The organism is Kitasatospora cystarginea, from assembly GCF_039533515.1.
Taxonomy (GTDB): domain Bacteria; phylum Actinomycetota; class Actinomycetes; order Streptomycetales; family Streptomycetaceae; genus Kitasatospora; species Kitasatospora cystarginea.
Genome location: NZ_BAAATR010000038.1, coordinates 43,402 through 66,126, shown reverse-complemented (window position 1 = coordinate 66,126; position 22,725 = coordinate 43,402). Strand labels below are relative to the sequence as shown.

Annotated in this window: 19 protein-coding genes and 1 pseudogene; 9 read left to right on the top strand and 11 right to left on the bottom strand. The window is 72.2% G+C overall.

All coding sequences use genetic code 11. The annotated features are described in order from the left end of the window. Nucleotides 1-627 carry a PhoU domain-containing protein gene (locus tag ABD369_RS31510; protein ID WP_344640003.1) on the top strand — a complete coding sequence of 209 codons (627 nt, stop codon included), beginning with the start codon at nt 1-3 and terminating at the stop codon, nt 625-627. A 423-nt stretch (nt 628-1,050) separates the two neighbouring features. Continuing rightward, nucleotides 1,051-4,644 (top strand): hydantoinase B/oxoprolinase family protein, encoded by a 3,594-nt coding sequence (locus tag ABD369_RS31505; RefSeq protein ID WP_344640002.1) that lies wholly within the window; start codon nt 1,051-1,053, stop codon nt 4,642-4,644. 59 nt (nt 4,645-4,703) lie between these two features. On the opposite strand, the gene ABD369_RS31500 is transcribed toward ABD369_RS31505, so the two are convergent. Then, nucleotides 4,704-5,570: a universal stress protein gene (locus ABD369_RS31500; RefSeq protein WP_344640001.1), complete on the bottom strand. Its 867-nt coding sequence runs from the start codon at nt 5,568-5,570 to the stop codon at nt 4,704-4,706. Nucleotides 5,571-5,850: 280 nt separating this feature from the next. On the opposite strand from ABD369_RS31500, the gene ABD369_RS31495 reads away from it, so the two are divergent. Beyond that, entirely contained in the window at nt 5,851-6,990 is a 1,140-nt protein-coding gene (locus ABD369_RS31495; RefSeq protein WP_344640000.1) for a TerD family protein, read from the top strand. 126 nt (nt 6,991-7,116) lie between these two features. On the opposite strand, the gene ABD369_RS31490 is transcribed toward ABD369_RS31495, so the two are convergent. The 6 genes and pseudogenes from ABD369_RS31490 to ABD369_RS31465 form a co-directional block, all read right to left on the bottom strand. Further along, nucleotides 7,117-7,707 carry a hypothetical protein gene (locus ABD369_RS31490; protein ID WP_344639999.1) on the bottom strand — a complete coding sequence of 197 codons (591 nt, stop codon included), beginning with the start codon at nt 7,705-7,707 and terminating at the stop codon, nt 7,117-7,119. A gap of 99 nt (nt 7,708-7,806) precedes the next feature. After that, nucleotides 7,807-8,340, bottom strand: coding sequence for a redox-sensitive transcriptional activator SoxR (gene soxR / locus ABD369_RS31485; protein WP_344639998.1), 534 nt, complete (start codon nt 8,338-8,340; stop codon nt 7,807-7,809). Nucleotides 8,341-8,342: 2 nt separating this feature from the next. Continuing rightward, nucleotides 8,343-8,969 (bottom strand): DsbA family oxidoreductase, encoded by a 627-nt coding sequence (locus ABD369_RS31480; RefSeq protein WP_344639997.1) that lies wholly within the window; start codon nt 8,967-8,969, stop codon nt 8,343-8,345. 168 nt (nt 8,970-9,137) lie between these two features. Continuing rightward, nucleotides 9,138-10,823 (bottom strand): MDR family MFS transporter, encoded by a 1,686-nt coding sequence (locus ABD369_RS31475; RefSeq protein WP_344639996.1) that lies wholly within the window; start codon nt 10,821-10,823, stop codon nt 9,138-9,140. Between the two features lie 249 nt (nt 10,824-11,072). Further along, nucleotides 11,073-11,487 (bottom strand): annotated as a pseudogene (locus tag ABD369_RS31470) (helix-turn-helix domain-containing protein); the annotation flags it as partial. Between the two features lie 200 nt (nt 11,488-11,687). After that, nucleotides 11,688-11,936, bottom strand: coding sequence for a ribosomal protein L7/L12 (locus ABD369_RS31465; protein ID WP_344639995.1), 249 nt, complete (start codon nt 11,934-11,936; stop codon nt 11,688-11,690). 403 nt (nt 11,937-12,339) lie between these two features. On the opposite strand from ABD369_RS31465, the gene ABD369_RS31460 reads away from it, so the two are divergent. Continuing rightward, nucleotides 12,340-13,173 carry a DUF4190 domain-containing protein gene (locus tag ABD369_RS31460; protein WP_344639994.1) on the top strand — a complete coding sequence of 278 codons (834 nt, stop codon included), beginning with the start codon at nt 12,340-12,342 and terminating at the stop codon, nt 13,171-13,173. A gap of 117 nt (nt 13,174-13,290) precedes the next feature. Then, nucleotides 13,291-14,259 carry a hypothetical protein gene (locus tag ABD369_RS31455; protein WP_344639993.1) on the top strand — a complete coding sequence of 323 codons (969 nt, stop codon included), beginning with the start codon at nt 13,291-13,293 and terminating at the stop codon, nt 14,257-14,259. Here ABD369_RS31455 and ABD369_RS31450 read toward each other — a convergent pair. Next, the gene (locus ABD369_RS31450; protein WP_344639992.1) at nt 14,252-16,051 is read right to left on the bottom strand and encodes an ABC transporter ATP-binding protein; all 1,800 of its coding nucleotides are present in this window, start codon (nt 16,049-16,051) and stop codon (nt 14,252-14,254) included. The two genes, ABD369_RS31455 and ABD369_RS31450, sit on opposite strands and share 8 nt — an antisense overlap. 211 nt (nt 16,052-16,262) lie before the next feature. On the opposite strand from ABD369_RS31450, the gene ABD369_RS31445 reads away from it, so the two are divergent. After that, nucleotides 16,263-16,514 (top strand): hypothetical protein, encoded by a 252-nt coding sequence (locus ABD369_RS31445; RefSeq protein WP_344639991.1) that lies wholly within the window; start codon nt 16,263-16,265, stop codon nt 16,512-16,514. A 564-nt stretch (nt 16,515-17,078) separates the two neighbouring features. Here ABD369_RS31445 and ABD369_RS31440 read toward each other — a convergent pair. Beyond that, the gene (locus ABD369_RS31440; RefSeq protein WP_344639990.1) at nt 17,079-17,528 is read right to left on the bottom strand and encodes a nucleotide triphosphate diphosphatase NUDT15; all 450 of its coding nucleotides are present in this window, start codon (nt 17,526-17,528) and stop codon (nt 17,079-17,081) included. Between the two features lie 65 nt (nt 17,529-17,593). Beyond that, nucleotides 17,594-19,123 carry an SDR family NAD(P)-dependent oxidoreductase gene (locus ABD369_RS31435; protein WP_344639989.1) on the bottom strand — a complete coding sequence of 510 codons (1,530 nt, stop codon included), beginning with the start codon at nt 19,121-19,123 and terminating at the stop codon, nt 17,594-17,596. A 254-nt stretch (nt 19,124-19,377) separates the two neighbouring features. Between ABD369_RS31435 and ABD369_RS31430 the strand changes: the two genes are divergently transcribed. Further along, nucleotides 19,378-19,641, top strand: a complete 264-nt coding sequence (locus tag ABD369_RS31430; RefSeq protein WP_344639988.1) for a dienelactone hydrolase family protein — start codon at nt 19,378-19,380, stop codon at nt 19,639-19,641. A 58-nt stretch (nt 19,642-19,699) separates the two neighbouring features. Continuing rightward, a complete protein-coding gene (locus ABD369_RS31425) occupies nt 19,700-20,659 on the top strand; it encodes a phosphatidylinositol-specific phospholipase C (RefSeq protein ID WP_344639987.1) in 960 nt (319 codons plus the stop codon). 22 nt (nt 20,660-20,681) lie between these two features. Here the strand turns inward: ABD369_RS31425 and ABD369_RS31420 are convergent, their stop codons facing one another. Next, the gene (locus tag ABD369_RS31420; protein ID WP_344639986.1) at nt 20,682-21,428 is read right to left on the bottom strand and encodes an AraC family transcriptional regulator; all 747 of its coding nucleotides are present in this window, start codon (nt 21,426-21,428) and stop codon (nt 20,682-20,684) included. A gap of 99 nt (nt 21,429-21,527) precedes the next feature. Here ABD369_RS31420 and ABD369_RS31415 point away from each other — a divergent pair, with 99 nt between their 5' ends. Beyond that, nucleotides 21,528-22,700 (top strand): MFS transporter, encoded by a 1,173-nt coding sequence (locus tag ABD369_RS31415; protein WP_344640024.1) that lies wholly within the window; start codon nt 21,528-21,530, stop codon nt 22,698-22,700. Nucleotides 22,701-22,725: the final 25 nt, after the last annotated feature.

Here is a 22,725-nt window from a genome sequence, read left to right as displayed (position 1 = left end):
ATGGCGCACACCTACGCGGCGCTGGTCGAGCGCCTGGTCGCAATGGTCCGGCTGGCGGAGACGGCCCTGAGCCGGGCGTCGCACGTGGCGCTCGAAACGGTGGCCGCCGCAGCGGACCAGGAACTGGCGGCCGCCGAGGCGGCACTGCAGCCGCTCGACGACCTGATCGAGGACGATGCCGCACTGCTGCTGGCGGGGCACGGGACCACACCGGGGGACGTGCGGTCGGTCGTCGCGGACACCCATGTCGGTGCCGAGGTGCAGCAACTGGCCGAGGCCATCCGCCGGGTCGGCGAGATCGCCTGGGTCCGGCGCACCAGGGGCCCGCTGCCGGAACCCGCACGGCAGCCGCTCGGCGGGATGAGTTCGCTCGCCCTGGAGATGGTCGCCAAGGCCGCCGACGCGCTGCAGAACGCGGAACCCGAGATCATCGCCGACCTGCACACCGGTCTCAACGAGATCGGCCAGCGCCAGCGCCTGCTGTACGGGCAGCTGCTGTCCTTCGAACAGCCGCTTGAGCGGACGGACGTGGTGGACGCGGTACTGCTGAGCGGCTACTTCGAGCGCTGCGCGAGCCACGCGCTGGCACTGGCCAGGCACGCCGCCCTGTTCGCCGTGCGGCCGTAGCCGTACTCGGCCGGCCGTCAGGGCAGGCCCGCGGCGGTGGTGGCCTGGAGGAGCAGCCGCCGGACGGCCTCGCTGTGCAGTTCACCCGCATGGCTCACCACCAGGGATGGGCCAGGGCGGGGTCGGCCGGGCCGGCCGGCAGCAGGCCGTGCGGAAGCAGGTGGTCCAGCAACGCCAGGACGCTGCGGGCGAAAGCGGCGGAGGCGGTCACCGGGGCTCCAGCGGCGGGCCCGACCGACCCCGGGACCAGCGCCACCCGCCGCTCCCCGGGAACCGTCTCACGACCGGCCCCGAACGTCACCGGCGCCACGGCCACCTCCGCCCTCCGCACGGATACGCCAAGCATGTCCTTTTGCGGCCCCGCCCGGCCGGGCCGGATACTCGAAGCCGCGGTATCCACGGGTTCCCTTGTCGGAGGCGGCTGTGGCAGGACCGGGCTGGCAGTTCTGGGTGGACCGCGGCGGAACGTTCACCGACGTCGTCGCGCTGCGCCCGGACGGCCGCCTCGTCACGCACAAACTGCTCTCCCAGGACCGCCGCTACCGCGACCCCGCGGTGGCGGGCATCCGGGCGCTGCTCGGCCTCGCGCCGGACCAGCCGCTCGACGGCGTGCACATCGACGCGGTGCGGATGGGGACGACGGTCGCCACCAACGCCCTGCTGGAGCGCACCGGGGAGCGGACGGCGCTGGTGATCACCCGCGGGTTCGGGGACGCACTGCGGATCGGCTACCAGAACCGCCCGGACATCTTCGCCCGCGAGATCGTCCTCCCCTCGCTGCTGTACGAGCGGGTGATCGAGGTGGACGAGCGGATCACCGCCGACGGCACGGTGCTTCGCGAACCCGACCTCGACGCCCTCGCCGAGCAGCTGCGCGAGGCGTACCGGCAGGGCGTTCGGGCGGTCGCGGTGGCCTGCCTGCACAGCCACCTGCACCCGGCGCACGAGCGGCTGATCGGCGAACTCGCCCGCGCCACCGGCTTTCCGCAGGTGTCGCTGTCCAGTGAGGTCAGCCCGCTGATGCGGCTGGTGCCGCGCGGGGACACCACCGTCGTCGACGCCTACCTCTCGCCGGTTCTGCGCCGCTACGTGGAGCAGGTGGCCGGCGAACTCGCCGGCGTACGGCTGATGTTCATGCAGTCCAACGGCGGACTGGCCGAGGCCGGGCACTTCCGGGGCAAGGACGCGATCCTGTCCGGACCGGCCGGCGGCATCGTCGGTATGGCGAGGCTGTCCCGACTGGCCGGGTACGACCGGGTGATCGGCTTCGACATGGGCGGCACCTCCACCGACGTGTCGCACTACGCGGGCCGCTACGAGCGGGTGTTCACCACCCAGGTGGCCGGAGTACGGCTGCGGGCGCCGATGCTGGCGATCCACACCGTGGCGGCGGGCGGCGGCTCGGTACTGCACTTCGACGGCAGCCGCTACCGGGTCGGCCCCGACTCCGCCGGCGCGGATCCGGGCCCCGCCTGCTACCGGGGCGGCGGGCCGCTCACCGTGACCGACGCCAACCTGATGCTCGGCCGGATCCAGGCCGCCCACTTCCCGCAGGTCTTCGGACCGGACGGCGACCAGCCGCTCGACCTGGTCACCGTCCGACGGGCGTTCGCCGGACTCGGCGAGGAGATCAGGGCCAGGACCGGGGACGACCGCTCGCCCGAGCAGGTGGCGGAGGGCTTCCTGCGGATCGCCGTGGACAACATCGCCAACGCGGTCAAGCGGGTGTCGGTGCAGCAGGGCCACGACGTCACCCGCTACGCGCTGACCACCTTCGGCGGCGCCGGCGGCCAGCACGCCTGCGCGGTCGCCGACGCGCTGGGCATCCGGACCGTCCTGGTGCCGCCGATGGCCGGGGTGCTCTCCGCGCTCGGCATGGGGCTGGCGGACACCACGGTGATGCGCGAGCAGTCGGTGGAGGCCCCGCTGGAGAGCGCCTCGATGGACCGGATCCACCGCGTCGTCGAGGAGTTGGCGTCCTCGGCCCGCACCGAACTGCTGGCCGAGGACGTACCCGAGGACCGCATCCGGATCGTCCGTCGGGCGCAGCTGCGCTATGACGGCACCGACACCGTCGTCCCAGTGGACCTCGCGGACCCGGACACCATGACCGCGGCCTTCGAGCGGAGTCACCAGCAGCTGTACTCGTTCCTGATGGATCGTCAGATCACTGTCGAGGCGCTGTCGGTGGAGGCGACCGGGCTCACCCGGCAGCCCGATCTGACCCCGCTCGGCGCGGCGGAAGGCGGCGGGGCCGAGCCACCGGGCGAGGTGCGGCTCTACCGGGACGGCGCGTGGCACCCGGCCGGGCTGTACCGGAGGCAGGCGCTGCGACCGGGCGCCGCGGTCACCGGACCGGCGGTCGTCACCGAGGCCGGCGCCACCACGGTGGTGGACGAGGGCTGGCGGGCGACGGTCGGCGAACTCGGCCACCTGCTGCTGGAACGGGTGACCGCCCCGCCGGGAGCCGCCGCCGGTGCCGAGGCCGACCCGGTCCTGCTGGAGATCTTCAACAACCTCTTCATGTCCGTCGCCCGGCAGATGGGCGTGCGGCTGGAGTCCACCGCGCAGTCGGTCAACATCAAGGAACGGCTGGACTTCTCCTGCGCCCTCTTCGACCCGGACGGCAACCTGGTCGCCAACGCCCCGCACATCCCCGTCCACCTGGGCTCGATGGGCACCGCCGTCAAGGAGGTGATCCGTCGGCGCGGGCCCTCGATGCGGCCCGGCGACGCCTACGCCGTCAACGACCCCTACCACGGTGGCACCCACCTGCCCGACATCACCGTGGTGACGCCCGTCTTCGACCAGGTGGCCGAGCGGATCCTGTTCTTCGTCGCCTCGCGCGGCCACCACGCCGAGATCGGCGGCCTCACCCCCGGCTCGATGCCCGCCGACAGCCGCCGGATCGAGGAGGAGGGCGTGCTCTTCGACAACTGGCCGCTGGTCGAGGCCGGGCGGCTGCGCGAGGCCGAGACGCTGCGCCTGCTCACCGGGGCGCCGTACCCGTCCCGCAACCCCGCCGGCAACCTCGCCGACCTGCGCGCCCAGATCGCCGCCAACCGCAAGGGAGTCGAGGAACTGGGCGCGATGATCGACCACTTCGGCCTCGACGTGGTGCAGGCGTACATGCGGCACGTCCAGGACAACGCCGAGGAGGCCGTGCGGCGGGTGATCGACCGGCTCCGCGACGGCTCCTGCCGATACGAGACCGACTCCGGCGCGGTGATCCTCGTCCGGGTCAGCGTGGACCGCAGGCAGCGGTGCGCCACCGTGGACTTCACCGGCAGCTCGGCGCAGCTGGAGAGCAACCTCAACGCCCCCTCCTCCGTCGCCACCGCCGCCGTGCTCTACGTCTTCCGCACCCTGGTGGCCGACGACATCCCGCTCAACGACGGCTGCCTGCGGCCGCTGCGCATCATCGTCCCGCCCGGCTCGATGCTGGCGCCGAGCCCCCCGGCCGCCGTGGCAGCCGGTAACGTCGAGACCTCCCAGGCCCTGGTCGGCGCCCTGTGCGCGGCCCTCGGGGCGCAGGCCGAGGGCTCCGGCACGATGAACAACGTCAGCTTCGGCAACGAGCGTTACCAGTACTACGAGACCGTCGGGTCCGGCTCCGGCGCGGGCGAGGGCTTCGACGGGGCCTCGGTGGTGCAGACCCACATGACCAATTCCCGGCTGACCGACCCCGAGGTGCTGGAGTGGCGGCTTCCGGTGCTGCTGGAGGAGTTCGCCGTCCGGCCGGGCACCGGCGGCGGGGGCCGCTGGCGCGGTGGCGACGGGGCGGTGCGCCGGCTGAGGTTCCGCGAGCCGATGACGGTGAGCGTGGTGTCCGGCCACCGCCGGATCCCGCCGTACGGGCTGGCTGGCGGGGCGCCCGGTGCGCTCGGCGCCAACCGGGTGGAGCGCGCGGACGGCACCGTCGTGCGGCTGGCGGGCTGCGACTCGGTCGAGCTGGCGGCAGGCGACGTCCTGGTGGTGGAGACCCCCGGAGGCGGCGGCTACGGCAGCAGCGCCTGAGCCGGCGTCCGTCTCAGCCGCCCCGGCGGGCCGGACGGGCGGTGCGCGCGGCGGCGCGGTCACCGGGGCGGGGACGGCACGGTGATCACGGGGCAGTGGGCGCGGTGCAGCAGCCCGTGCGGGACGGAGCCGAGCCACATGCCGGTGAAGCCGCCGTGCCCGCGCCGCCCGACCACCAGGGCGAGCGCGTGGGTGGAGGCCCTGCCCAGCTCCTCCACCGGGTGGCCGCGAACCACCTCTTGGAGGAGCTCGACCTCCGGGTACCGCTCGCTCTGCCCGGACGTGGCCTCGTAGAGCATCCCGCGCAGCCGCTGGAGGGTGGCGTCCTCGTCGACGGGGAGGAACGGCAGCGGGTGCCAGACCCACAGCGCCCGCAGTGCGGCCCCGCGCCGCGCGGCGAGGCCGAAGGCCCAGTCCACCGCGGCGGCGGAGGAGGGGCTGCCGTCCACTCCGACCACCACGTACGGCGGGTCCTCGGTGACGTGCTCCGCCTCGCGGACCACGGCCACCGGGCATTCGGCCCGGGCGCTCACCGGCACGGTCACCGAGTGGGCGCTGAGCATCTCCTCCAGCCGGGATAGGCGCCGCGACCCGAGGACGACGAGTTCGGCGTGCGCCGACTCCCGGACTAGCACATGGCCCGCGTTCCCGTCCACGACGTCGGTGGAGACCTCCAGCTCAGGATGGCGCTCCAGAGCGAGGGAGGCGGCCTTCTCGACCAGCTGGTGGCCGGCGCGCCAGAGCTCCGCGTGGAACGACTCGTCGTAGCCGCGCGGGTCCCTGAACCGCGGCGCGATGACATGGAGCAGCCGCAGCGGCAAGTGCCGGCGGGCGGCCTCGTCGGCCGCCCAGGCCGCCGTGAGCGGGCCCCGGTCCAGGGCGTCGACGCCCAGCACGATCGGACGGCGTTCGCTGGGGGCTGTCATGGCTCCTCCACCGGGTGCTGTGGCGCTGCCGGATTCACCCGGCCCTGTCTGCACGCTACGCGCGGCGGGGCCGGGACGGCAGCGCCGGATGACCCGTCCGCGCGCGGCGTCCGCGCGCGGCGGTGCTGTGGGGTGCCGCTGCGGGCGCTCCTCGAGGGCCGGACGGCACGGGGGCCCGGCCGCCGGCCGTACGGCCGGCGCGGGACGGGAACCGTTCGGCGCGTCGCCGCGTTGTGGCCAGAGGAACACGGCAAGTCAGTACAACTGCGGAGGAAGCTCGATGGGCGCGACCCTGGTCAAGGGTGGGAACGTGTCGCTGAGCAGGCAAGCCCCGGGTGTCACCGGCATCCTGGTGGGGATCGGTTGGCAGGTGGCCGGCACCACGGGTGCCGAGTACGACCTGGACGCCAGCGCGCTGCTCTGCGACCGCTCCGGGAAGGTCCTCTCGGAGCAGCACTTCGTCTTCTTCAACAACCTGAGCAGCCCGGACGGTTCGGTCCGGCACTCGGGCAGCGGCCTCTCGGGTGGCGCGGGCGACAAGGAGCAGATCCAGGTCGACCTCGCCGCGGTCCCGGCCGGGGTGGAGAAGATCGTCTTTCCGGTCGCCATCTACGAGGCCAGGGCGCGCGGCCAGAACTTCGGGCAGGTCCGCGGTGCCTACATCCGGCTGGCCGACCGGGACGGCGGCGCCGAGCTGGTCCGGTACGACCTGGGCCAGGACGCCTCGACCGAGGCCGCAATGGTGTTCGGCGAGCTGTACCGCAACGGGAGCGACTGGAAGTTCCGCGCCGTCGGCCAGGGCTACGCCTCCGGACTCGCGGGCATCGCACGGGACTTCGGCGTGACCGTGCTGCAGGAGGCCGAGCCGGCCGAGGGCAGCGGGCCCGCTCCGGCTCAAGTGCCCGTGCCGGCCGCCCAGGTGCCCGCACAGTCCGCGCAGCCGGTACGGGAATCCGTCCAGCCGGCACCGACGACCGCCGGTGCCCCGGTGGTTGTCCCGGGTTCCACCCTCGCACCACAACAGATCCCAGGGAGTTCCTCCGTGACGTGCTTCTTCGACCCCGGCCACGGTGCCGGCCTGGCCCCCGTGCTGTGGTCCCCGCAGTGGGGTGTGCCGCGCCAGATCCAGGCCTGCGCGGCCTGTGCCCAGCGGGTGCAGACCACGCCACCGCCGTTCTACACGCCGCAGGCCGGCTACCCGCAGGCCGGCTACCCGCAGCCGGTCCAGCAGGGCTACCCGCAGCAGGTGCAGCCCGGCGTCGGCCAGCCGGACCAGCAGCGGCGGTACGGCACGGGCGCACTGATAGGTGCCGGTGCGGCCGGCCTCATCGGCGGTGCGCTGATCGCCGAGGCGCTGGACGACGACGAGCCCGAGGTGATCGTCAACAACTACTACGAGGGCGACGGCGACTTCTTCTGACAGGTCGTCGACGCACCGTCCGGACGCCCGCTCCACGGCTGTGGGGCGGGCGTCCACGCGTCCCGGGCACCTGCTCGTCCCCGCGTGCCCAGCGCTGCCGTGGGCACCGGCGGGCCGGGGAGAGCCTCAACCGGGCTCGCCGGTCCGGACCTCCTGCAGCAATCCCCAGGTGAAGTCGGCGGTGCAGGCCCGCGGTTCACCGGCCGTGCCCGGGGCGGTGAAGTCGAGCTGCCACCGGGTCGGGGCACTGCCCTCGCGTGGCACGGCTGGCGGGAAGGCCGCAGCGACGTCCGAGACGACGCAGCTCCACGGCCTCAGATCGGCGAGGGTGCGCAGTACGGGCGGCGGCGAGTCGGTGGCCCGCACCAGCCACTCGTTCCAGACCGGGCCGCCGCTGTCGGCCGGACCGACCAGGATCTCGAAGCGCAGCTCGGGCCAGAGCGGCAGCGCCCACTGCTGGGCCGTGCAGACCAGGTCACCGATCCGCCGGGGGAGCACCGCCTGCGGCGGCCCGAGCACCGCGCGGTACCGGCTCGCCCCGTGCGGGAAGCGGGGTGAGCGGATCATCGCCTGCCAGCGCTTGTTCGCCTCCCGCATCACGGCCCGCGACGAGCCGAGCCGGCGTACCGCCTCCTCGACCAGTTCGGGGTTGAAGTCGGCCATCCGCCGCAGCAGCACCAACTGGAACTCGGTGGTCGAGAAGCCGTGGACTGACATCCGGCCAGGCTAGCTGTTCTCGCCCGTGAGGTTGGGGACGCGGCTGGCGGGTCCCGGCGAGCAGGACGCCAGGACCCGCTGTCGTGTCCGCGGCCGCGCTCAGCCCGTGCCGTGGCGCTTGTGGCAGGGCCCCGGGTCCGCATTCGCGGGTTGGGGGTCCGGTTCCTCGGGGTTGTGGACCAGCCTGCGCGGGCCCGGGCCCTCCTGGCCGAGCACGTCGAACGGGTTGGCCAACGGGCAGGCCGCGATGGAGAGGCAGCCGCACCCGATGCAGTCGGTCAACCCCTCGCGCAGCGCGACAAGTTGATGGATCCTGGCGTCCAGGTCGGCGCGCCAGGACTCAGAGAGCTGCGCCCAGTCCTCGCGGTTCGGCGTCCGGCGCTCGGGCAGTTGGGCCAGTGCCTCCCGGATGGCCCCCAACGAGACGCCGACGCGCTGGGCGGCGCGGATCAGCGCTACCCGGCGGAGCGTGTCGCGGGCGTAGCGGCGCTGGTTGCCGGCCGTACGCCGACTGCGGATCAGCCCTTTGGACTCGTAGAAGTGCAGTGCCGTGACGGCCACGCCGCCGCGGGCAGACACCTGGCCGACGGTGAGTTCCTTGGCCAGGTGGAGTGGCCGGCCCTCGCCGCCCATAATCAGCGAGCCTGGATCAGGTGCTGGAGCAGCGCCTGTGTGGAGGGGACGCCCGAGGACACCTGCCCGCCGTTGATGAAGAAACCGGGCACGCCGGTGACGCCGCGGCGTGCCCCGAGCTCCTCATCCCCGCGGACGTCGGCGGCGTACGCGTCGCCGTCCAGGGTGGCCTTCACAGCCACCGGGTCCAGGCCGACGTCCAGCGCCAGCTCCAGCAGCACATCGGGGTCTGCGACGTTGCGCTGCTCGCCGAGGTAGCCCCGGAACAGCCGCTCCTTCATCTGTGAGGCCAGGCCGTGGTCGGCTGCCAGGTGCACCAGGCGCTGGGCGTCGAAGGAGTTCACAGGCTGGACCCCGGTCAGCTCGATGTGCAACCCCTCCTCCTGGGCGAGGCGCTCGATCTCCGCGAACAGTCCGACCGCCGAGCCGGGTTGCAGACCGAGCCGGTGCTGCATCATCTCGCCGAGGGTGGGCCCCGGGGTCCGTGGCTGATCGGGCCGCAGCTCGAAGCTGCGCCAGACGACCTCCACCTGGTCTCGGTGCTCGAAACGGGCCAACGCCGTCTCCAGGCGCCGCTTGCCGATGTAGCACCAGGGGCACATGATGTCCGACCAGATCTCGATCTTCACTGCTTCTCCTCCAACGGAACGTGTCCGTTTCCCAGGATGAAACCTCGACATTGGTCGAGGTCAAGAGTGGACGGTGCCGGATCGCACGGCCGTTCCGAGAGACGAACTGCGCGTGGGTGCCGGGGCGTTGGCGTCGACGTAGTCGGATCGGGCGACGATGAGGTGGCGTCAGGTCTGGTTGGCCGTCTCCTTGGCTGCCTCGGTGCGCTTCGCGGCGCCACCGAAACCGGCCTGGGCCGGGCCGCGCCGCATCTCCTTCGGAATCGCGGCCAGTACCAGTGCCAGCAACAGCAGGCTCCCACTGACCATGAACACGGTCTGCATTGCGTGCGCCATCCCCTCGAGGAAGGGGTGCGCCAACCGTGGATCGGCGTGCTTGAGGAAGGAGGTGTCATCCAGCGGGATGTGGCCGCCCCGGCCCTGCAGCAACACCTGGTTGGCAGGCAGCGCCGCGATCGACGGGTCGTTCGCCGCGCTCTGGAAGGCGGGATCGGACGCGGCGCCGGCGTAGGCGTCGGCGACCTTCCCGCCGACGGAACCGAAGAACACGGACAGGAACACCGCGATGCCCGCCGTCCCACCGATCTGCCGGAAGAAGGTGAACGAGCCCATGCCGGCGCCCATGAACTGCGGATCCACGCCGGTCTGGATGGCGATCAGCATGACCTGCCAGCACAGACCGATGCCGATGCCCATGAGACCCGCGGCGATCCCGGTCTGCCAGAGCGGCGTGTTCACCCCGAAGGCGCCGAACCAGAAGGCGGCGATCACCATCAGGGCCACCCCGCCGAGCAGGAAGACCTTGTAGCGGCCGCTCTTGGTGGCGTACGGACCGCACAGTCGCCCGGCCAGCACGATACCGAGAGTCTGCGGCAGCATCATGAGACCTGCCTGGGTGGGCGAGAGCCCCTTGACGATCTGCAGGTAGAGCGGGAGCACGGCCAGCGCGCCGAACACGGCCGCGCCCACCATCACGTTGACACCGTTGAAGAGCGAGAACACCGGGTTACGGAACATCGGGGTGGGGAGCAGGGCGGCGCTCCCGGCCCGCCGCAGCGCCAGGATGAACAGCACCAGGGCGACGGTGCCCACAGCGAACAGCGCGAGGGTGCCGGTCGCCGTCCAGCCCCACTTGGGCCCCTGCTCGACGGCGAAGAGCAGCGGGATCAGGCAGACGATGAGGGTGGCGGTTCCGGCCAGGTCCACCGGGTGGTTCGACCGGTTGGGCTGCAGCCTCACCAGGGCGGCGATCAGCAGCATGGCGGTGAGGCCGATCGGCACGTTGATGAAGAAGGCCCAGCGCCAACCGGTCGCGCCCGCGAAGCTGTTCAGTCCGGCGAAGAAGCCGCCGACGACCGGGCCGACCACGGCGGAGATCCCGAAGACCGCACCGAACCAAGCCTGGTACCGGGCACGCTGAGCCATCGGCAGGAGGTCCGCGAGGATGGCGAAGGCCAGGCTCATCAGGCCGCCCGCGCCGATGCCCTGGACACCGCGGAACACCGCCAGTTCGGTCATGGACTGCGACAGACCGCACAGCACCGACCCGAGGATGAACATGCCCACGGAGACGCAGTACACCGGCCGGCGACCGTAGATGTCGGAGAGCTTTCCGTACAGGGCTGTGGCGATCACCGATGTGGTCATGTACGCGGTGTTCGCCCAGGCCTGGTAGGTGAGGCCGTGCAGGTCGTCGGCGATGGTGCGCAACGCGGCGGCGATGATGGTCTGGTCCAGCGCGGCCATGAACAAGCCAAGCAGCAGACCAAGCACGATCAGTCTGATTCTGCGTCGGTCGAGCGCGGGGGTACCGGAATCCGACACGGAGGCGCCCGCGTTCGCTGTTGCTGTCATCAGTTCTCTCCCCTTGAAATGGCCGCAGATCCGGTGCGTTCACAGGTCCGGCCATGGACACGTGGCAAGCATGAAACCTCAAGCGCGGTAGAGGTCAAGCTTGACTCTCGGGCGGCGGACTCGAGTGGGATCCGGGCAGCGCTCAACCGTCCTTCGGTAACCCTCGCGGGGCTCTCCGCTGTTCTTGCCCGTGGGGTTGGGGGACGCGGCCGGTGGGTGGCTTGCCCGTAAGCGCGGCGTGTTTGCCGGGTGGACCAACTCACCTGGTGCGGAACGCTCGTAGCGTCGGATGCAGTGGCCGGTGGCGCGGTCGAGGTGTGCGAGGCGGACGATTCGCTAGCGGGTGAGGACGCGGTGCACGGTGTCCGGGTCGAGCCGCAGGAGGTGGGCGATGCGGACTGGTCCCAGCGGCGGAGCATGCGGACCTTGATGATCCGCCGCTCGGTGCGGGTCGGGGTTCGGCGCGGACTGTGGTGCGGTCTTGAGGAGCGGTCGGTCATGCCGGCCTCGCCCAGGGTGCGGTAGCGGTCGGCCCAGCGCGTGGCCGTGGTCGGCGAGACCTGGAAGCGCTCGGCGGCCCGCCGCAGGGGCCAGCCGTTCTCGACCCCGAAGGGGCCAGGCGCAGGCGCCCGGTCTCGGTCAGTGGTGCGTCACGGCGTGGCATGAGGGCCTTTCCGGCGCTGGGGTGGATGTCGCAATCCACGCCTGGCCGGAAGGCCCTCACACATTTCAAGATCACCCGGCCGTGAGCCCTGTCATCAACCTCCGTGGTCAGTGCAGCTGCCTGGACCGGCCCGGGAGCCGCGGTGCCTCGGGTCGGCGGACGCGATTGACTGCGCGACGATCTGACGTTACGTCATTACGTCAGAATCCGTCGGCCGCCTGGTCGATGGTGTCCTTGGCTCGCTTCAGGCCGAAACCGGTGCGCTGTCGGTAGGCCTTGATGGCCTGGATCTTCTTGCCGGCCTGGACGAGCTCCAGTACCTCGGGCATCCGGCGGGGGTCCGTCTCCGGCAGGGGGTGGGGCAGGTTGAGATAGGTCATGATCGCGTCGAGTTTCGACTCGATCGTGTTCAGCCGCTGTGCGAGCGCCGCGTCGTCCATGGGTTCCATGTCCAGCACCCTAGCCGCTGCGTTCCGGCCGGTGATCAACACCCCGGCCGGCACCGGACGGCCGCGGAAGGCGGTGGTGGGCCTGCGTCAGATCGCCCCGGGAGAAGGAGGATCGGGGACTCCACCGCACGTAAAGGCGGGGTAAACGCCTTGCTAGGGTGATCCGTCACCGAACTCCGAAGGACAGCGCATGAGCACCCCCGAGCCGCCACCCGCCCCATCCCCGTGGGCACCGCCACCCGAGAACGCTCCGGAGCCGCCACCCGCCCCGTCCCCGTGGGCACCGCCACCCGAGAACGCTCCGACGCATGCACCCGCGGCGTCCCCCTGGGCGCCGCCGGCCGAGAACGCTCCGCAACCACTCCAGTGGGGCCCGCCGCCCGGCTTCCCGGGGCCGTACGCAATGGCGCCGCAGCCCCAGAACGGCCTGGGGGTGGCGGCGTTGGTGCTCGGCATCATCGGTGCGCTCCTCGGGATCGTCCCGTTCCTGTTCTGGATATCGGGTGCGCTCGGGCTGGCCGCGCTGATCCTCGGTCTGGTCGGGCACGGCCGGGCCCGCCGGGGCCAGGCCACGAACAAGGGGATGGCCCTCGCCGGGAGCATCCTGGGCGGCGTGGCGATGCTGCTGGCGATCGTGGGCCTGGTCGTCACCGTGATCGTCGTGAAGAAGGTCGCCCACGACGTCGAGGAGCGCAGGAAGAGCGCCTCCTCCACCGGGCCCGCCGACTCCGCCGCCCCGCAGGCCCCCAAGGCCGACGAGCCGGTGCCGTTCGGTGAGACCTGGGAGTACGAGGACGGGCTCCGGATCACCGTCGGCAAGCCCGAGTCCTTCGAGCCGGGGCGCTACGCCGTCGGCCACAATGACGGCGACCTGGCGATCCAGGTGAGGATCACGATCGTCAACGGCGGCCACGAGCCGGTCCCGCTCGTCGGCGTACTGCCGTTCGTGAAGGACGCCGACGGCGCGCAGGTCGCCAGCATCTACGACACCGCGCACCCGACGAAGCTGTTCTCCGGCACGCTGAAGCCGGGCGAGCGGGCGGAGGGCCAGTTCACGTACTCGGTCTCCCCCAAGGGGGCCGGAAAGCTGCGGCTGACCATCTACCCGGGCGCCGGGTACGACCGCGCCGAGTGGGACGGACCGGCTCAGGACGGAGCCCCGGACGCCACCGCGAGCGCCACGCCGAGTGCCTCGCCGAGCTCCCGTACGGACGAGAGCGCCAAGCTCGGCGTGTAGGCGCCGACAGCCGCCGCTTCGGGAGCGCCGCCGACAGCCGTGCTCGAACACCGGAGCCGTAGCATGTCGATGTTCACGGATCGTCAAGCGTGGCTGGATCGGACAGTGGTGGGGCGGATGGGGACGGGCGGCTGGCCGGGCGGGCTCGGGAAGCTGGTGGGGACGGCGGCCCAGCTGGGCGAGGTCGGAAAGCAGGCGGTGCTGCGCGGCGGCCGGACGGTGGCCGGCGGGACGGTGGCGGGCGGTCAGTGGGTGCACGGCGCACTCACCTCCCTCGCCCCGCCGCAGGTACCAGCCACCGAGCCGTGGAAGCTGTCACTGGGCGCGCTCGTCGGACGCCACCCGCGCACACCGGCCGTGGTGCACAAGCTCCTCGGCCTGCTGGACGGGTTCGGCGCGGTGCACCTCGGCCCGGAGCGGGTGGGCTTCGACGGCGAGGAGATCGAGTGGGGGAAGGTCGTCGAGATCCGCACCCGCAGCGCCTTCGAGGTGATGACCACGTCGGCGCTGGAGCACGAGGTCGACCGCATCCGCGAGTTCCTCCCGCCGGTTCCCGGTCGCAAGTGGGTCGTCACCAGGGCGGCCGAGGCCGTCGCCACCGTCGTGCTGGCGGCGCTCGAACAGGGCGCGGTCGAGCAGCGCCTGGACGCCCTGACCGTCCCCTCCGAGATCGTCCACCGCGGCCTGCTCGGCCGCACGCGCACGCTCGACGGCGGCCTGTTCGCCACGGCCGGCCTGGTCCTCGTCGGACAGGCGGGCGAGAGCCTGATCGCCACCGCCGGACAGCACGGCATCCCGGTCCGCCCGGCCGAAAGGCCCGACGACCGCATCGCCCATGTGGAGACGCTGCGCGAACGCACCGACACCGTCGCCCGCCTGCTGCGCCGGCTCCAGGAGGAGAGCCCGGAGCCGGCGGAGCCGCCGGGCGCGGGCGTCCCCGGCGGCACCGAGTCCGGCCACGCGGGGCTCGACGGTGCCGGGGCGGGCAACCTGATGAGCCTCGACAAGGCCCTGAGTGACAAGGCCGGGAGCGACGAGGCCGCCGGACCCGGCCCGGCGGCCTCCCCGTACCGGTGGCTCAGCTGACCGGCTGGACGCTGCCGGGCAGCCCCGGCTTCCCGGCGGCGCCGAGCATCAGGACGGCGTCGGCGGTCCGGGCGAGCTTCTGGTCGTGGGTGATCAGGATGGTGGTCCGCCCGGCCATCAGGCGCCGCAGCGGGGCGATGACGTTCGCTGCGGACTGCTCGTCGAGGCCGGTCGTCGGCTCGTCGAGGATCAGTACCGGCGTGGCCCGCAGGAAGGCGCGGGCGATGGCGATCCGCTGGGTCTGTCCGCCGGAGAGCTGGAAACCGTCCCGTCCGATCTCGGTCCGGTACCCCTCGTTCAGGGCCGTGATGAACTCATGGGCGTCCGCGTCCTTCGCGGCCTGCACCACCTCGTCGAGCGAGGCCGAGGGCCTGCCGTAGGCGATGTTGTCGCGGATCGTGGCGTGGAAGAGCGGCGCCTGCTGGGGGAGCAGGGTGACGGCCTGGCGCAGCGAGGCCAGCTTGAGGTCCCTGAGGTCGTGCTGGTCGAGGCGTACCGTGCCGGAGTCCGGGTCGAGGAAGCGCACCAGCAGCTTGGCCAGGGTCGACTTGCCGCAGCCGCTGGGGCCCATGACCGCGAGGATCGTCCCCGGGCCGATGTCGAAGCTGAGGTTCTCCAGGACCGGCCGGCCGTCCTGGCCGGGGTAGCCGACTCGGACGTCCTCGCAGCTCACCCGGCCGGCCACCGGGCCGGTGCCGTGGGCGTGGGGACGCTCCACCACCGGGGACGGGGTGTCCAGCAGTTCCAGGACCCGCTCGCCCGCGGCACCGGCCGCGCCGGCCACCGGCAAGAGCTCCGAGATCCGCTGGGCCGGTTCGAAGAGCTGGGCCATGAAGGCGGCGAAGGCCAGCAGGCCGCCGAGGCTCAGCACACCCCGGTCGAGTTCGACGGCGCCGATCCCGACGACCGTCAGGCCGCCGAGGACCTCCAGGACGTTCAGGACCGGCGGGTACAGACCGGCGTACCGGGCGATGGAGAGCTCGGACTCCAGCAGAGCCCGGCCGGTCCGGTGGACCTTCGCGACCTCGCGGCGCTCCTGGTTGCAGGTGCCGGCGATGGCGGCGTTGCGCAGGCTCTCCTCCAGTACGGCCGTGACCGCGCCGCCGCGGCGTCTGGCCTCCCGCTCGCGGATCAGGATGCGGTTGCCGAAGTACCGTCCGGACAGCCAGAAGACCGGGGCCACGGCCAGCGCGGCCAGCGCGAGCTGCCAGCTCAGGTAGAACGCGGCGGCCCCGAACAGCAGCAGGCTCAGCACCGCGGAGCCGGCCTCGACCACCCCGGTGGCCACCAGCTGTTCGATGGCGGCGATGTCCCCGGTGAGCCGGGCCACCACATCACCGCGCTGGCGGCGGTCCAGGGTGTCGGGCGGGAGGCCGTGCAGGTGGGCCACGACGGAGGTCCGCAGCCGGAGGATGAAACGCTCGGCCACCCAGGTGATGGTGTAGTTGCCGGCGAAGATCAGCAGCGCCGAGACCACGGCGGTCGCGGCCATCGTGCCGGCCGGTGCCCAGAAGGCGGAGAACCGGTGGGGTACCAGGACTTGGTCGATCAGGTCCTTGAACAGCCAGACCGACACCACCTCGCCGAACGCGCCGGTGAGCAGCAGCAGGATCGCGGCGGGCAGCCACAGCCGGTCCTGGCGGACCCACGGCCAGAAGCGCCGGAACGCCTCCCGCGGTCGGACGGGCGGCGCGGCCGCGACCGGTCCCTTCGGATCGGACTCCTCGGCTGACGGGTCCGGCTCGGCCACCGGGTCCGAGTACGCCGGATCCGGAAACGTCGCAGTCTCCATGCGCAGTGCTTGCCCTTCAAGGATGTGGGGACCGGCGGGCGAACCCGCCGGCCCCCGGTCTACGAGTACCGCGGACTACCGGCGGTGGTGACGCCGCCGACCGTGACGGCGGCGACGACGGCGGCCCTCGCCACGTTCACCACGGTTCCCGCGGCCGCGACTTCCGAAGCTGCTGAAAACGCTCATGACTTCCTCCTGTTGCGATCGAGCGATGCTCAACGCCGTTCTCCACGAACCGGGTTCACCGGCGGTGGCGGCGGTGGTGGTGATGGCGGTGGTGACGGTGGTGGCGGCGACGACGGCCCTCGCCGCCCTCGCCGCGGTCACCGCGGCCACGACCTCCGAAGCTGCTGAAAACGCTCATGATGACTTCCTTTCCGCGTATCGGCATGCCGCCGTGTCCCCGCACGAGTCCGAGGGCTCGGTGGAGAATCCGGTAGCACTGGGATACGGAAGGGGTTAACGGTGCCGGTGCCCGGTCCCAAATGCCGGACGCCGCGCGGATCACACGCCGCGGACGTGACGCCCATCGAAAACGGGCACCTGTTGTCGGTCATCCAAGTGGCCGCCCTTTCGGGGTACTTCGGCCCTCGGAGGACTCGAATGGCAGGTTCTCCTGCTGATACTGCCGTGACTGCTGCGCACAGTTCTTCTGTCGCAGTCGCCTCGATCTCCAGAAGAGGGGTGATGGGATCGGAATGGTCCGATCCGCCCTGCCAGAACCCAGTTGAGCATTCGGGTCGGAGTGCGGCAAGACAGGTGACTTCTCGATGCACCCATCCGGGAAGCGGGCCCGGAACCAGGCCGCGAAAGGCTCCACGACGAAGGTCGCGACGGCCTGCTGGGCGGCCCGCAGCAGTCTGCCGGGCGGCGGGCGGCGGGCGGTTCGGTGGTTACTCGCGGGTCCGGGAGGCGGGGTTGACGGGCAGCGGCGCGGGCAGTGCGGGGCGACCGGCTGCCCGCGCCCACGGCGAATCGCCCGATGCCGTCATGGCAAGGTAATTTGACGTTTCGCCAGATAGTGGAGTCAGCTACTGGCGACCGGATAGCCGAACCCACCGGCCGGTGCGGCGAAGCCGGGCAGCCAGCTGCCGAGGACCAGCGCCGACGGGTGGAAGAGCGGCTCGGGCAGCGCATCGAGCGGGAAGCGCTCCCAACCCGCGCAGGCGTGCGGCTCGGTGACATCCGCCGGGGCGTCGGTCGGCGGCGCCAGGACGGCGGCCGTCAGCCGGGGGCGGCCCAGTTGGTGGTCGAGCAGTACGGCCAGCACCCGCAGCCGCCCGGCCGACAGGGTGATCCCGGTCTCCTCGGCGAGCTCCCGGGCGGCGGCCTGCTCGAAGGACTCCCCGGCCTGGTCCACCTTGCCGCCGGGCAGGCCCCAGGTCGGCGGCTCGCCCGCGGTGATCCGCCGGCCCAGCAGGACCCGTCCGTCCGTGCTGGGCACGATCACGCCGACTCCGAGCACGGGTGCTGCCATGGTTCCCGCCCCTTGGTTGTCCATCGTCCGTTTCGATCGCGGCCGGGACGCCGGCCGCGGTGGGTCTACCAGGCGGCCTTGGCGTAGTCCTTGAGGAAGCAGCCGTAGAGGTCCTCGCCGAGCTCGCCGCGGACGATCGGGTCGTAGACCCGGGCCGCGCCGTCCACCAGGTCGAGCGGGGCGTGGAAGCCGGCGTCGGCGAGCCGCATCTTGTCCGGGTGCGGGCGCTCGTCGGTGATCCAGCCGGTGTCGACGGCGGTCATCAGGATGCCGTCGGTCTCCAGCATCTCCTGCGCGCTGGTGCGGGTGAGCATGTTGAGCGCGGCCTTGGCCATGTTGGTGTGCGGGTGGCCGGCTCCCTTGTAGCCGCGGCTGAAGACGCCTTCCATGGCGGAGACGTTCACCACGTACTTGCGGCGGGCCCTGGCGGCGGCCATCGCCGGGCGCAGTCGGCTGATCAGGATGAACGGCGCGGTGGAGTTGCAGAGCTGGACCTCCAGCAGCTCCACCGGGTCGACCTCGTTGACCGTCTGGATCCAGCTGTTGCTGGCCGCGAGGTCCGGCACCAGGCCGCCCGCGTCGATCGCGGTGCCCGCCTCGATCCGGGCGGGCGAGGCGGAGCCGCTGACCAGCGCCAGGCCGGTGACGTCCTCCGGGGCCAGCCGCTCGCTGCCGGTGGTGGCCTGGCCGGGCAGGGCGCGCAGCTCGACGCCGCCGCTGCCGAAGCGGCCGATCACCGTGGACGACGGCAGTTCGCCGGCCGGGAGCGGCGCGGACTCGGCCGCCACCAGCTCGCGGTAGGCCCCGGGGGAGCGGCGGACGGTCTGCGCCGCGTTGTTGATCAGGATGTCCAGCGGCCCGTCGGCGGCGACCTCGTCGGCGAGCGCCACCACTTGGGCCGGGTCGCGAAGGTCGATCCCGACGATCTTGAGCCGGTGCAGCCAGTCCGCGCTGTCCGGCATCGACTTGAAGCGGCGGATCGCGTCGTTCGGGAAGCGGGTGGTGATGGTGGTGTGCGCGCCGTCGCGGAGCAGCATCAGCGCGATGTACATACCGATCTTGGCCCGGCCGCCGGTGAGCAGGGCCCGGCGTCCGGTCAGATCGGTCCGGGCGTTGCGGCGGGAGAGGTTGAACTCGGCGCACTTGCGGCAGAGCTGGTGGTAGAAGGCGTCGACCTCGACATAGCGCTCCTTGCAGATGTAGCAGCTGCGCGGGCGCTCGAGTATGCCGGCGATCTCCGTCGTGGTGACCGTGCTCAGGCCGAACACACCCCGGGTCTCGTCGTCGATCCGGCCGGGCGCGCCGGTCGCGGTCAGCGCGGTGACCTTCCGGTCGTTGGCCGTCTTGCGGGCGCGCGTCTCCTGGCGGCGGCGCTGCTTGAGCGTACGGAAGATGCCGCCCACGGCCTTGCGGACGGTGATCGCGTCCGGGTGGTCCACGTGGATCTCGTCGAGCTCGGCGAGCACGCTCAGGCAGAGCTCCAGCCGCTCGGGGTCGATGCCGGGACCGAACTCGATCTCCTCCTGCTCGCCCGGAGCCCCTGCCGCCCACTCGTCCGCCTGCTGCTCCACCTGCTTGGCCGCTCCCGCCGTCATGCCTGCTTACTGCTTCCCGCTCGTCCTGCCCGTATCAGCCGTACCGGCGAACTCTACGTGAGAGCGCGGCGGAGGGGCGAAAGTCGATCGAGATGTAATGGGCAAAAGATCATAGCACTGCTTACCGGTTCTGTCTGTATTGGTAATGGCCGATCACAGGGCGGTCCATTGCCGCTGCTCACCGCCGCCGACGAGGCGTTCCAGCGCCGCCGCCAGGAGTAGGAGCGGGCCGACGGCGCGCTCGACCGGGCCGAGTGGCCTCCTCCTCCGCCGACCCGCTGCTGGCCGAGCAGGTCGCCGCCCGCCCGGGCAGCAGCGCGAGATCGCGGCCGCGCTCCATGGTGCAAGTGCTGCGCCACGAGTGCGTCGCCTACCCCGGTGTCGGCCATGGCTTCCTCGGCGCCGGCGCGGACGACCCGGCCGGCTCGGCGGCGGCAGCCGACGCGTGGCGGCGCGTCCGCGAGCTCTTCGAGTCCAGCGGGCTGTCCGCTGGAGCCGGTGCGCAGGGGCTGGGCTGAGGCCCCGAAGTCCGGTAGAACAGCAAGTGGTCGTCGGCACCGGATGGGTGGAGGGCGGATGAGGGTCGACCGCAGGGGGTTCCTGAGAGCATCGCTCGCGGCGGCGGCCGCCGGCGCGGTCGCCTGGCCGACCGTCGCACCGGCGTCGGCCGCGACCGGTACTGCGGCCGGGGCCACGGCCAGGACCGCGCCGACGGCCGGGTTCGCGCCGAGCGACTGGATGTCCGCACTCGGTGACGCCGTACCGCTGTCCCGGCTGACCCTCCCGGGCACCCACGACTCCTGCGCGCGCTACGGTGGTGCACTGACTGAGTGTCAGACACTGCCCATAGCGCGGCAGTTGGAGTATGGGATCCGCTTCCTCGACATCCGCTGCCGCTCCATCGACGGTTCCTTCGCGATCCACCACGGCCCGGTGTACCAGCAGCAGATGTTCGGTGACGTACTCGTCGCCTGCGCCGCCTTCCTGGCCGCCCACCCGGGCGAGACCGTCCTGATGCGGGTGAAGCAGGAGTACTCGCAGGTGAGCGACACGGACTTCCTCGCCGTCTTCAACGACTACCTGGACAACCGGGGTTGGCGGGGCCTGTTCCACCTGGGCGACACCCTGCCCGCGCTCGGTGCGGCCAGGGGTCGGGTGGTGCTGATCTCCGACGTCCCGACCCTGCCGGCCGTCGGCTGGTGGAGCTCCCAGCTCGACCTCCAGGACGACTGGACCGTTCCCACGCTCTTCGACCGTCCGCACAAGTACCAGGACGTCGTCAACCAGATCAACCGGGCGGCCGCCACCGGCCCCGGCGGGCCGCTGTCCGTCAACTTCCTGAGCGGTTCCAGCGCCGGCTGCTTCCCCACCGACTGCGCGGCCTACGTCAACCCGCACGTCCAGGACTACCTCGGCTCCTTCGCCGCGAGCCACGGCCACCCGCCGCTCGGCGTCCTGGTCATGGACTTCCCCGAACGCCACGCGCCCGCGCTGACCTCGACCCTGCTGAACTGGAACGCCCAGGGCACACCCTGATGGCCGCACGAGGCCGACCGGGTCAGGGGCGGCGGTTGTGGGCGCCGGGGGTGTAGCCGAAGGAGCGGCGGAAGACGTCGATGAAGGCACTGGTGGAGGACCAGCCGCAGCGGTGGGCGACCGCGGTGACGGGGACGCCGTCGGCCAGCATCCGCAGCGCGTGGTAGAGCCGTGACTGGGTCCGCCACTGAGGGAAGGTCATGCCGAGCTCGGAGCGGAACAGGCGGCTGAGGGTGCGCTCGCCGGCCCCGGTCGCGGCTCCGAGGGCGGCGAGGGTGCGGGTGTCCGCCGGGTCGTCGTGGAGGATCGCGCAGACGGCCGCCAGCCGGGGGTCGGCGGGAGTGGGCAACTGCACGGGCTGCTGGGGGGAGGCGCGCAGCTGGTCGTACAGGACGGCCCGCAGCCGACGGCGTTCGGCACTGGTGTCGTCCGGGGTGGCGGTGTGGGCGAGGATCAGTTCACGGAGCAGCGGGCTGACGGTGAGCACGGTGGGGGAGTCGAGGCCGAGCGGGTTGTCGCCGGCCGGCAGGCCCACCAGGTGCAGTTCGAGGTGGCCGTAGGCGCGGTGTGCGTGGACGGTGCCAGCGGGGACCCAGATGGCACGGGTGCCGGGCGCGAACCAGGTGCCGGCGTCGGTGGTGACGGCCACGACCCCGGAGCCCGCGTAGACGATCTGGTGGTCGTCGTGGCGGTGCGCGTCGATGCCCTCCCCGGCGGCCAGCGTCCGGGCGCGGGTCGGGGCTTGCGGCAGATGGCGGATATCCGGCATGGATTGGCAATTTATCGGAAGCGTGACACGGCCTGCCTTCGCCACGATCGAAGCGTGCCGACGAATCCGACCATCCCACACCACCGCTCCGTCAGGCTGATGTCCCTGGGACACGCCTGCGTCGACGTCTACCAGGGAGCGGTGGCCGCACTGGTGCCGTTCTTCGTCTCCGAGCGGGCCTACGGCTACGCCGCCGCCTCCGGCCTCGTGCTGGCCGCCTCCCTGCTGTCCTCGCTGGTCCAGCCGCTGCTCGGGGCGCTCGCCGATCGGTGGGCCATACCCTGGCTGCTGCCGGTGAGCACACTGGTGGCCGGCACCGGCGTCGCCCTGAGCGGCGTCTGCGGCTCCTACCCCCTCACGCTGGCCGCGGTCGCGCTGTCCGGGATCGGTGTCGCCGCGTACCACCCCGAGGCCGCCCGGGTGGCCCGCGAGGCCAGCCGCGGCAGCCACACCGCGATGGGCTGGTTCTCCCTCGGCGGCAACCTCGGCTTCGCCGCGGCCCCGCTGCTGGTCTCCGCCGTCATCGCCACCGGCGGCCTGCACGCCTCCGTGCTGCTGGCCGTCCCGGCCTTGGCGGGTGCGGCGCTGAGCGCCGCCGCGCTGCGGGCGGTCCAGTCCCCTGACACGGCTGCGACAGGGGACTGGACCAGCCGGGACGGGCGTCGGGACGGGCGCCAGGACGGGCGCCGCGACGACTGGGTGTCCTTCGGCAGACTCTCCGGGGCGATCGTGTGCCGCTCGATCGTCTTCGTCGGCCTGAGCGCGTTCGTCTCGCTCTACGTCCGCCAGCGCACCGCCGGAGGAGACGTCTCCGGAAGCGCAGCCCTGTTCGTGCTCTATCTCGGCGGCGCGGTTGGCACGGTGGCCGGAGGAAGACTGGCCGGCCGCTACGGCCGCACCACGGTCGTGCGGTGGTCGTACGCCCTGACCGTCCCGGCCGTCGCCGGCGTCGTCCTCGTACCCGGCCCGCTGATCTACCTGTTCGTCGCCCTCACCTCGGCCGGGTTGTACGTGCCCTTCTCACTGCACGTCACCCTCGGCCAGGACTACCTGCCGCGGCGGGTCGGGACGGCCAGCGGCGTCACCCTTGGCCTCGCCGTCAGTGTGGGTGGCGTCGCGAGCCCCGTCATCGGCGCCGTCGCCGACGCAACCTCGCTGCAGACCGGTCTCGCACCGCTGATCGTCCTGCCCGCCCTCGGCTGGCTCCTGCTGCGCCGGCTGCCCGAGCCCGACCTGCCCGAGGCCGCCACCGGCGGAGCACGCCGTGGGTAGACCGCCGTTCGGGTCCCGCCCGGCC